This window comes from Microlunatus aurantiacus, from assembly GCF_039536605.1.
In the GTDB taxonomy this organism is placed as follows: domain Bacteria; phylum Actinomycetota; class Actinomycetes; order Propionibacteriales; family Propionibacteriaceae; genus Microlunatus; species Microlunatus aurantiacus.
In genome coordinates, this window is record NZ_BAAAYX010000014.1 from 257,917 (window position 1) to 268,379 (window position 10,463).

At 69.2% G+C, this 10,463-nt stretch carries 10 protein-coding genes and 2 tRNA genes; 11 read left to right on the top strand and 1 reads right to left on the bottom strand.

Translation table 11 applies throughout. The annotated features are described in order from the left end of the window. Positions 1 to 27 precede the first annotated feature (27 nt). From gltX to chrA, 9 genes are all read left to right on the top strand, one after another. On the top strand, positions 28 to 1,572 hold the full coding sequence (gene gltX / locus ABD714_RS17995; RefSeq protein WP_425562411.1) for a glutamate--tRNA ligase: 1,545 nt from the start codon (positions 28 to 30) through the stop codon (positions 1,570 to 1,572). A gap of 47 nt (positions 1,573 to 1,619) precedes the next feature. Continuing rightward, positions 1,620 to 2,633 (top strand): CPBP family intramembrane glutamic endopeptidase, encoded by a 1,014-nt coding sequence (locus ABD714_RS18000; RefSeq protein WP_344813815.1) that lies wholly within the window; start codon positions 1,620 to 1,622, stop codon positions 2,631 to 2,633. A 104-nt stretch (positions 2,634 to 2,737) separates the two neighbouring features. Further along, positions 2,738 to 2,809, top strand: a tRNA-Gln gene (locus ABD714_RS18005). A gap of 103 nt (positions 2,810 to 2,912) precedes the next feature. Beyond that, a tRNA-Glu gene (locus ABD714_RS18010) sits at positions 2,913 to 2,985 on the top strand. A 295-nt stretch (positions 2,986 to 3,280) separates the two neighbouring features. After that, positions 3,281 to 3,655 (top strand): ArsR/SmtB family transcription factor, encoded by a 375-nt coding sequence (locus ABD714_RS18015; protein WP_344813816.1) that lies wholly within the window; start codon positions 3,281 to 3,283, stop codon positions 3,653 to 3,655. A 176-nt stretch (positions 3,656 to 3,831) separates the two neighbouring features. Continuing rightward, a complete protein-coding gene (locus ABD714_RS18020; protein WP_344813817.1) occupies positions 3,832 to 4,752 on the top strand; it encodes a cation diffusion facilitator family transporter in 921 nt (306 codons plus the stop codon). Between the two features lie 55 nt (positions 4,753 to 4,807). Then, positions 4,808 to 5,311, top strand: coding sequence for a Chromate resistance protein ChrB (locus ABD714_RS18025; protein ID WP_344813818.1), 504 nt, complete (start codon positions 4,808 to 4,810; stop codon positions 5,309 to 5,311). Further along, positions 5,308 to 5,739: a chromate resistance protein ChrB domain-containing protein gene (locus ABD714_RS18030; protein WP_344813819.1), complete on the top strand. Its 432-nt coding sequence runs from the start codon at positions 5,308 to 5,310 to the stop codon at positions 5,737 to 5,739. Before ABD714_RS18025 ends, ABD714_RS18030 begins: the two co-directional genes overlap by 4 nt. Further along, positions 5,736 to 7,151, top strand: a complete 1,416-nt coding sequence (chrA, locus tag ABD714_RS18035; RefSeq protein ID WP_344813820.1) for a chromate efflux transporter — start codon at positions 5,736 to 5,738, stop codon at positions 7,149 to 7,151. Before ABD714_RS18030 ends, chrA begins: the two co-directional genes overlap by 4 nt. Before the next feature lie 48 nt (positions 7,152 to 7,199). On the opposite strand, the gene ABD714_RS18040 is transcribed toward chrA, so the two are convergent. Next, positions 7,200 to 7,928, bottom strand: a complete 729-nt coding sequence (locus tag ABD714_RS18040; RefSeq protein ID WP_344813821.1) for a hypothetical protein — start codon at positions 7,926 to 7,928, stop codon at positions 7,200 to 7,202. A gap of 345 nt (positions 7,929 to 8,273) precedes the next feature. Between ABD714_RS18040 and ABD714_RS18045 the strand changes: the two genes are divergently transcribed. Continuing rightward, positions 8,274 to 9,425, top strand: coding sequence for a low temperature requirement protein A (locus tag ABD714_RS18045; RefSeq protein ID WP_344813822.1), 1,152 nt, complete (start codon positions 8,274 to 8,276; stop codon positions 9,423 to 9,425). Positions 9,426 to 9,559: 134 nt separating this feature from the next. After that, positions 9,560 to 10,420: an MFS transporter gene (locus ABD714_RS18050; RefSeq protein ID WP_344813823.1), complete on the top strand. Its 861-nt coding sequence runs from the start codon at positions 9,560 to 9,562 to the stop codon at positions 10,418 to 10,420. Positions 10,421 to 10,463 lie beyond the last annotated feature (43 nt).

The following is a 10,463-nucleotide window of genomic DNA, read 5'->3' on the forward strand; positions in this document are numbered from 1 at the left end:
CACGCAAGCAGTTCCGAGAGTGAGCCCGTGACCAGCACCGATCCCGCCGTCCCGTCGACCGCCACCGGTCCCGACCCCGTCCTGGGCGATCTCGCCCCGGAGCAGGTCCGGGTCCGGTTCCCGCCGTCGCCGACCGGCAACCTGCACGTGGGCAACGTCCGCAGCGCCCTGTTCAACTGGGTGTTCGCCCGGCACTACGGCGGCACCTTCGTCCTCCGGATCGAGGACACCGACGCCGGGCGCAACCTGGCCGAGTCCTACCGGGGTCTGATGGACGCGCTCACCTGGCTCGGTCTGGACTGGGACGAGGGGCCGCAGGTCGGCGGACCCTACGGGCCGTACGTGCAGTCCGAGCGCGGCACGATCTACACCGACGTGACCGCCAAGCTGCTCGACTCCGGGCTCGCGTACCGCTGCTACTGCACCCGTGAGGAGCTGGAGGAGCGGGAGAAGGCCCGGCCCAAGGGCGCCCCGTCGGGCTACGACGGGCACTGCCGGGACCTCACCGCCGAGCAGGTCGCCGGGTACGAGGCCGAGGAGCGCACCTTCGTGGTGCGGATGCGGGTCCCGGACGCACCGATCGTCTTCCACGACCTCGTCCGTGGTGAGATCACCTTCGAGGCCGTCAACGTCCCCGACTACGTGCTCGTCCGCGGCACCGGCGAGCCGCTCTACACGCTGGTGAACCCGGTCGACGACGCGTTGATGGAGATCACCCACGTGCTGCGCGGGGAGGACCTGCTGCCCTCGACGCCGCGCCAGATCGTGCTCTACCGGGCGCTCGCCCAGATCGGGGTGGGCAGCGGGCGGGTGCCGACCTTCGGCCACCTGCCGACCGTGCTGGGCGACGGCAACCGCCGGTTGTCCAAGCGGGACAAGGGATCGGGCCTGGCGGAGTACCGCGAGAAGGGCTACCTGCCCGAGGCGCTACTGAACTACCTGGCCCTGCTCGGCTGGGCGATCGCCGACGACCGTGACGTGTTCACCATCGAGGAGATGGTGGCGGTGTTCGACATCCTGCGGGTGAACGCCAACCCGGCGAAGTTCGACGCCAAGAAGTGTGAGGCCATCAACGCCGCCCACATCCGCCGGCTGTCCACCGACGAGCTGGCCGACCAGCTGGTGCCGTTCCTGGTGGCGGCGGACCTGGTCGCCGACCCGCCGACGCCGGAGCAGTGGTCGCTGCTGGTCGGCGCCACGCCCCTGATCCAGGAGCGGATGGTGACCCTGTCGGAGGGGGTCGAGCTGATCCGGTTCCTGTTCACCGCCGACGCCGACGTGGAGATCGACGACACGGCCGCGCTGCCGGCCAGCGCAGGACCGGTGCTGGAGGCCGCCGGGGCGGCGCTGCGCACCGTCGAGCCGTACGACCACACAGCGATCGAGGCCGTGCTGCGGTCGGCCCTGATCGAGGGGCTGGGTCTGAAGCCGAAGCTGGCCTTCGGTCCGGTCCGGGTGGCCGTCACCGGCCGGAAGATCTCGCCGCCGCTGTTCGAGTCGCTGGAGCTGCTGGGCCGGGACTCCTCGCTCGCCCGGATCGAGGCGGCCCGGGCCGGCCTGCCGCAGACCTGACGTGGCTGGGAGAGCGCACACCGACCCGCACGGGAAGAAGGGCTGACGTGGCCAAGAGGAACCGCCGCTCCGGGAACCCGGCCGTCCGGGCCCAGCCGCCGTCGTCCTCGCCCGGATCGTCTCGGCTGGCCGGTTACGACCCGCAGCTGCCCGAGGCGCTGCCGCCGGACGGAGCGCCCTACCCGCAGATCCTGCGGGGTCCCAGCTACGTCTGGTGGCGCGCGATGCTGGGGGTGGTGTTCGGTCTGTCCCTCTACCTGCTGATGACGTCGGTGGTCACCCAGGCGGTGCTCGGCATCTCCTGGGGGGTGGTCGGGGCGGGGGCGCCGTTCGCGGAGTTCTCCCGCCGGGCGCTGGCCTTCGAGATCCCCGCCGGGATGATCGCGGCCAACCTGGGGATCGCGACGCTGATCCCCATCTGCTGGGTGCTGATGGCGATCGTGCACCAGGTACGGCCCCGCTGGCTCAGCTCGGTGCAGCCCCGGCTGCGGTGGCGCTACCTGCTGATCTGCGCCGCGGCGGCCTTCGTGGTGCTGAACGCGGTCACCCTGATTCCGCTGGCCCTGGGGTCGACGGCGGTCACCGTGGCTCCGCAGGCCGGGTTCTGGGGCTTCCTGGTGGTGATCATCCTCACCTCCCCGTTGCAGGCCGCCGCCGAGGAGATCTTCTTCCGTGGCTACCTGATGCAGGCACTGGGCAGCTTGGTCGCCCACCCGGCGTTCGGCGTGGTCGTGTCCGCGCTCATCTTCGCCCTGATGCACGGGGTGCAGAACCCGGCGCTGTTCCTCAACCGGCTCGGCTTCGGACTGCTGGCCGGGGTGCTGGTCTGGCGTACCGGTGGGCTGGAGGCGGGCATCGGCGCCCACGTGGTCAACAACATCTGCGCGTACGTCATCGCCGGGCTCACGTCCTCCATGGCGGCCGTCCGCGGGATCAGCTCCGTCAGCTGGCTGGACTCGGGCATCCAGCTCGGTGGCTTCGCCCTCTTCGCTGTGCTGGCCCTGCTGGTCGCCCGGCGGATGCGGCTGCGGACCCGGGTGGACCTGGCACTGGGACGCTGACTCGACAGCAGCCGGGGTTGCTCGTTTGGTGAGATCGGTGCGGATCTACTAACATTGCTCCCCGTGCCCGGGGACGGGCGCGACACGTCGGAGCAGTCCGACGATGGGGTATGGGGTAATTGGCAGCCCGGCTGATTCTGGTTCAGTTAGTCTAGGTTCGAGTCCTAGTACCCCAGCGAAGCGGACCTTCGCTGGAGATCACCGATTCGTCGGATGACCACCGAGTTGGTACGCTTCCGCGGTCCGATCTTCCCTCCAGGGAGGGTCGGGACGAGCTAGGGCCCCGTTGTGTAGCGGCCTAGCACGCCGCCCTCTCAAGGCGGTAGCGCGGGTTCGAATCCCGTCGGGGCTACTTGACTGACCTGGCTTCGACCAGGCACCTTGCGATCTCCCTCCTTCGCTGACCTATCAGCTCCCCGCGCCGGCCAGCATCCTGTCGACGTCGAGTGGCTGCATCGTCCTCGAGCCGGCCAGCGCGTCTTGAACGCCGGCTGAAGAGCTGCGGCTTCCCGGATCAGAGCGGTCTGAGGGTCTGGCCGAGCAAGGAACCTCCGCGATCGAGCGTGGTCGCTCTCCGGCACCACGAAGGACTCCCCGCACGGTACACGGACACCTCGGCTTCCCTGGGGTTCGTCTACTATCTGCGTATGGATGCGGATAGGCAGCATGTTCCTGGCCTGAACCCGGGAGAGCTGGTCGACCCCCAGTTCGTCGAGCTCGCCGTCGAGGTGTTCAGCATGCTGGCTGACCCCACGCGGGTGAAGATCGTGCTGGCCCTGCGGGGTGGTGAGCTGCCGGTCAACACGATCGCCGTCGCGGTCGACAAGGCCCCGGCCTCGGTGTCGCAGCACCTGGCGAAGCTGCGGCTGGCCCGGATCGTCGCGACGCGCCAGGACGGCACCCGGGTGTTCTACCGGCTGGCCAACGAGCACGCCGGCCAGCTGGTCACCGATGCCGTCCACCAAGCCGAGCACGCCCTCGGCCAGCCCCGCCACCACCAGACCACCACGGACCCTGCATGACCGACCACTCGACGAGCCACCCCCACGACGCCCACCACCGTGCGGGGTCCACCCACCACCACGGTGATCATGACCACGAGCACGGTGATCGTGACCACGAGCACGGTGATCATGACCACGAGCACGGTGATCATGAGCATCCGGGCGGTCTGAAAGGCCTCCTGTTCGGGTTGTTCGTGCCGCACAGTCATGATGCGGCCGACTCGGTCGACGACGCGTTGGAGGCCAGCCGGCTCGGGGTCCGGGCGGTCAAGATCAGTCTCGGGGTGCTCGGCGTGACCGCACTGCTGCAGGTCCTGGTGGTGATCATCAGCGGTTCGGTCGCCCTGCTGGCCGACACGGTCCACAACTTCTCCGACGCCTTGACGGCGGTGCCGTTGTGGGTGGCGTTCGTGATCGGTCGCCGGCCGGCCTCCCGCCGCTACACGTACGGCTACGGCCGGCTCGAGGACCTCGCCGGGCTGTTCATCGTGGCCATGATCGCCGTCTCCGCAGCGGTGGCGGGGGTGGCGTCGATCCGCCGCTTCTTCGAGCCGCAAGCAGTCCAGAACCTGGGCTGGGTGCTGGCAGCCGGGTTGATCGGGTTCGCCGGGAACGAGCTCGTGGCGGTCTATCGGATCCGGATCGGCCGCCGGATCGGTTCCGCGGCCCTGGTCGCCGACGGCGTCCATGCGCGGACCGACGGATTCACCTCCTTGGCCGTCGTGGCCGGCGTGGTGGGCATCTGGCTCGGTTTCCCGCTGGCGGATCCGATCGTCGGCCTCCTCATCAGTGCCGCGATCGTGGTGCTCCTGATCGGCACCAGCCGCGACATCGGGCGCCGCCTCCTCGACGGCGTCGACCCCCGGCTGGTCGAGCAGGCCGAGCTGACCGTGGCGTCGGTGCCGGGCATCGTCACCGTCGACGACCTGCGGATGCGGTGGTCCGGCCATCGGCTGATGGTCGAAGCCACCGTCAGCAGCGACCCGACCATGCCCGTCGGACAGTTCCACGAGCTCGAGCACCAGGCGGCCGATCTGCTCCGTGGCCGGCTACCCCGCCTCGACACCGTCCGGCTCACCCCGGCCGCCCACCCAAGCGGCCACGACCACCTCTGACACGCCGGTGACGTGGCGGGTTGACCATGCGACTCGACAGCCCCAAGATGTAACCGTGGTTACACAACACGGTCTCTGGTGGGTGATGCTGTCCTACCGTGTCCCGCGGGAGCCGTCGACCCCACGGATCGCGGTCTGGCGGAAGCTGCGCAGCCTCGGTGTGGCGCAGGTCGGCGAGGGGCTGGTTGCTCTGCCGGAGGACGCCCGGACTCGTGAGCAGCTGGAGTGGGTGGCCGCCGAGGTCGACGCCGCCAGTGGTTCGGCGATCGTGTGGCGGGCGGAGATGCTGTCGAGGCGCGACGAGGACCAGGTGATCGCCCAGCTGCAGCAGGCCCGCGCGGTGGAGTACCGCGCCCTGACCGCCGAAGCAGAGGATCTGACCCGCGCCTGGCTGGACACCGACCAGGCGCGGGCGTCGAACCGGCTGCGTCGTGAGCTGCGGCGGATCCGGCGCCGGGACTACTTCCCACCACCGGAGCAGGAGGCGGCCCGCCGAGCGGTCGAGGCCCTGACGGGCCGGTCCGGTCAACCGGCCGCGACGACGGGTGGTCGGGCGTGAGGTGGGTGACCCGGGCCGGCGTCCACATCGACCGGGTCGGATCGGCCTGGCTGATCCGCCGGTTCATCGACGACGTAGCGACCTTCGGGTTCGTCACCGACATCGCCGACGTCCCCGCGGGCACGATCCCGTTCGACATGCGCGGGGTCGACTTCACCCACCACGGCGACGACTGCACATTCGAGACGTTGCTCCGCCGCCACGACCTCCTCGACCCGGTGTTGTGGCGGATCGCCGCCATCGTCCACGAGGCCGACCTCGAAGACGACCGCTACGACGCCCCGGAAGCCGCCGGTCTCGACGTCGTCCTCCGCGGCCTGTCCATGACTCTCGACGACGACGAGATCCTCCTCCACGGCATCGCCATCTTCGACGGGCTCTACGCCTACTGCCACCGCGCCCTGCTCGCCGGAACGGACGCGTCATGACCCACCCCGAACCCGAGACCACCCAGCCGCGCACCGCGTCCGACGCGGACTCGACGCCGACCGCTGCCGGCGACGTCGTGCCGTTCGGTCAGGCCACGAAGGCGTGGTTCCTGATCAGTCTGCAGACCTTCGGTGGCCCGGCCGGGCAGATCGCGGTGATGCAACGCACCCTGGTCGACGAGAAGCGCTGGATCGGGCACCGCCGGTTCCTACACGCCCTCAACTACTGCATGCTGCTGCCCGGTCCGGAGGCGCAGCAGCTGGCCATCTACACCGGCTGGCTGCTCAACGGTCTCCGTGGTGGTCTGGTCGCCGGTGTCTTGTTCGTGCTGCCCGGGATGTTCGCCCTGCTCGGCCTGTCCGCGGTCTACGTCGCCTACGGTGACACTCCGCTGCTGACCGGGCTGTTCCTCGGCCTGTCCGCCGCCGTCATCGCCATCGTCCTCCAGGCCGTGGTCCGGGTGAGCCGCCGCGCACTCACCCACCCCGCCCTCCTCGGCCTCGCCGTCGCCGCGTTCCTCGCGCTCACGTTCTTCGCGGTCCCGTTCCCCCTCGTGATCCTGGCGGCTGGACTGATCGGGTGGGCTCTGGGGCGGATCTGGCCGGCGATCACCTCCCCGCCGGCTCCGAAGACCGCCGATGACGGCCCGGCCCCGTTGATCAGCGACGACCATCTCCACGCCGACCAGCCCAGCGTCCGCCGGAGCGGCATCATCCTCACGGTCGGACTGGCCGCCTGGGCGCTCCCTATTCTCGCGGCGGGGCTGGCGTTCGGCAGGGACAGCATCTTCGTCGACCAGGGACTGTTCTTCTCCGGCGCGGCGCTGGTCACCTTCGGCGGCGCCTACGCCGTCCTCTCCTACGTCGCCCAGCAGGCGGTGAACGTCTACGGCTGGCTGCTGCCGGGGGAGATGGTCCGCGGTCTCGCTCTGGCCGAGACCACCCCCGGCCCGCTGATCATGGTCGTCCAGTTCGTCGCGTTCGTCGGCGCCTACCGTTCTCCCGGCGACCTCGACCCCTGGACCGCTGCCGCCATCGCGTCGCTGCTGGTCACCTGGGTGACGTTCGTGCCGTGCTTCCTGTTCGTGCTGCTCGGTGCTCCCTACGTCGAACGGCTCCGCCACAACCGGTCGCTGACGGCCGCGCTGACCGGGATCACCGCCGCCGTCGTCGGCGTGATCGCCAACCTCGCGTTCTACTTCGCCGCGCACACCCTGTTCACCCAGAGCCACAGCTGGAGCCGCGGCATCATGCACGCTCAGATTCCCGTCCTGGTCAGCATCTCCGTGCCAGCCGTCGCCCTGACGGTTGTCGCCTGCCTGCTCGTCTTCGTCGTCAGGTGGTCCGTGTTGCGCACCCTCGGCGTCTGCGCCGTCCTCGGCATCCTCACCCAGGTCCTTCTGCTTCGTTGACCGGCGGACGCGCTGCAGATCCGCGGTGTACGGCACCTGGCAGCGGACTCACTGCCACCGGGAGCCTTCACCCGACGCCTCCCTGCCGAGCCGGTCGGGGTGCGCCGATCGGTTGGGCCGGCGTGCTCGCGGACGTCGGGTGCCTGAGCGTGTTGCCCGGGCGGCTGTGATGCCGGCCCCCCAGCCGGGTGCGTAGCCACCGTGAGGCGGTGTCAGGTCCGCGGTCTCGATGCCGGAGGTGTGCAGCAGCCAGGAGATCACGGAGTTGGAGTTCCACATGTCGCCGGTGCCGAACGTGTCCCGCCCCCAGGTGTGCCGGGGCACGTCGGCGACCTGGGCGACGAGGGTCTGGGCGACGAGAGGGCTGAGCGGGAAGAGGGTCGGTGGCTCCGGCGCCAGGTGCTGATCGGGGATCGTCCCGTCGCGCCAGCAGCGGATCTCGTAGCGGAACAGCTGTGAGCGACCGAGGCAGCGCAGCCCGACCGGACCGGTCGTCACCACGCCCCGGGTGGCGGTGTGCTGCCCCCACGCCGGCGCCATCTCGATCACATAGCGGGTGCCCGGTTCAGGATGCACCTCCAGGGCGGCGTGGAACAGCGGCCGGGGCCGCCGGCGCTCACGGTGAGCGTGGTAGGCCTCCCACCACCGGCTGGTGTGGATGACGACGTGTCCGCCGGCGCCGACCGGGAGCCACCACAACGTCACCCGTGCCCCGTCGGTGGTCGGGGGGACAGCTGTCCCCGAGGGCGTCGACGAGGCGATGTCGTTCTCGGACATCAGGCGACCGCCCGAGCGGGGCCGTGGAAGAGGTCAGCACGCAGCAGACCCAGGGCCGCCTCGGCGTTCGGTACGGCCATGAGGAACCTCCTCCACCGGTGAGCGGCGGGTCGGAAAGCGGCAGGTCGACGCGGTCCCGCCGGTCCCCACGCCGGTCCGGGCCGTGGTCGTCGCGAAGCCGCTGGATCGCCACTCCGGACAGTAGCAGGCAATTACCAGAAAAAAGTTGCCATCTTCTCGGTGTGCGGTGTGTGTGAGATCCCGGCCACGTGGGTATCGGTGAACAGTGTCGAACTCTGAACCCTCCCCGCTGATTCGCCCACCGGAGCTGGCACCGCCAGCAGGTTGGAGCTGTTCTTCGACCTGGCGTACGTGCTCGTGGTCCTCGAGCTCGCCAAGGGGTTCTACGAGGATCTGAGCTGGCCGGGCGCACTGGTGTTGATCGGGCTGTTCGTGACGATCTGGTTCTCCTGGGTCGGCTACACCCTGTACGCGAACAGGTTCGACACCGACGACGTCGTGTTCCGGATAGCCAAGCTGATCGCCACCGCGTCGATCGTCGGCTGCGCCGCCAGCGCCTCGGATGCGGTCGGGAAGTTCGCGGTGCCGTTCGCGGCCTGTTATCTCGTCAGCCGTCTGGTCCTTCTCGGTCTCTACCTTCGGGCCTGGCGTCACGTCGAGGAGGCGCGGTCGACGATCCAGGTGTACCTGCTCACAGTGGGAGCCAGCGCCGTGCTGTGGGCGGTGTCGCTGATCGTGCCGGACCCCTCGCGCTATCTGGTCTGGGCGGTCGCTGTCGTCGTGTCGGCCGCCGGACCCCTGCTGGCCACAGTGATGTCCGACGACGTGCCGTTGCAGATCGAGCATCTGCCTGAGCGGTTCGCTCTGCTGGTCATCCTCGTCCTGGGGGAGGCCGTCGGCGGCGCCGCCCGCGGCGTGCACGACGCGTCCTGGACTCTCGTACCGATGGTGGTCGGGGTGCTGGCTTTCGCGGTCGCCGCCGCCATGTGGTGGATCTACTTCGACATCACCGCACCCAGCAGCACCCGGGAGCTCAACGAAGCCGATGACCAGGACGACTCGCCCGACGACGACGACGCCGCGGACGGTGGCGGGGCCGGGGACACCCGCCATGACCTCTTCGTCTACGCGCACCTGCCGTTGACCCTCGGCATCGTGGTGGCCGGGGTGGGGCTGGAAGGACTGGTCGTGCACCCCGACACTCCGGGGCCGTCGGCCGCCACGTGGGTGTTCGCCTCCGGCGTGGCCACGTTCCTCACCGGGGTGGCCTTGGTGATCAGCGGGACGACGCAGACCGTGCGCTCCATCTGGCCGTGGCCGGCCGCCGCCATCCCGCTCGTGTTGTTGGCCGCGCTGCCGCCGTACCCCTCCAGTCTGGTGCTGGTCGGGGTGTACGCCGTCGGCATGCTGGTCCTCGCCTGGCAGGGGACCCGCGCCAGTCGCAGGTCCGACAACGCCCTGAGCGGTGCGGACTGAGGCGCCCGGGAAGCTCTCGTCCCACGGGGGTCAACTGAGCAACAAGCGGCAACAGATCGCCGCCCCGCACCGGCGTCCAGTTGGATCGGTGACAGGCCAGCCCACGACGACACAGTCCCGACCAAGGAGCTTCGATGACGATTCCCGCCCCGCTGGACACCTCCCAGCTGAAGTCGATGGAGCGGTTGCCGTTCAAGACGGTGGCTGGTTATGGGGCTGGTGACTTCGGTTTCAATCTGGCGTTCAGTCTGAGTACGGCGTTCTTGTTGTACTACTACACCGATGTGGCCGGGATCTCGGCTGCCGCGGTGGGCACGATGTTCTTGGTGGTGCGGCTGTGGGATGCGTTCGCGGATCTGCTGGCCGGTCGGTTGGTGGATCGGACGATGACGCGGTGGGGGAAGTTCCGGCCCTTCATCATGTTCGGTGCGGTGCCGTTGATGTTCATGAGCTTCCTGGTCTTCCACGTGCCGACCAGCTTCGACGCCGGCTTGAAGCTCATCTACGCCTACGCGACGTACGCGGTCTTGGGTCTGGTCTACTCGTTGGTGAACATTCCCTACGGCTCGTTGGCGTCGGCGATCACGCAGTCGGTGCACGAGCGGGCGAAGCTGGTGGCGGCGCGGGCGTTCGGCGCCGGGATCGGTGGGGTGATCTTGACGTTCGTGGTCGGGAGCTTCATCTCCGATCTGCGCGGTCAGAAGGCTCTGATCGAGGGGCCAGAGGATCTGGTCGCCTATCAGGCGGCGGTGCAGGGCGTGTTCACGAAGGTCACGTTGGCGTTCATCGTGGTGGGTTCGTTGGCGTTCTTCTTCACCGCGTGGGCGTGTCGTGAGGCGGTGGTCCGGACCCAGCCGCGGATCTCGATCAAGGAGACGTTCGGCACGTTGCGGTCGAACAAGCCGTTGGCTTATCTGTGTGGGTCGAGCTTCTTCTACCTGATCGGTGTGTTCGCTGTCGGCGGCAGCACTGCTTTGGGTCTGCTGCACGAGTAGGTGACAGGTTCGGTCAGGCGGCTTGGGCCTGGTTGATGGTCAT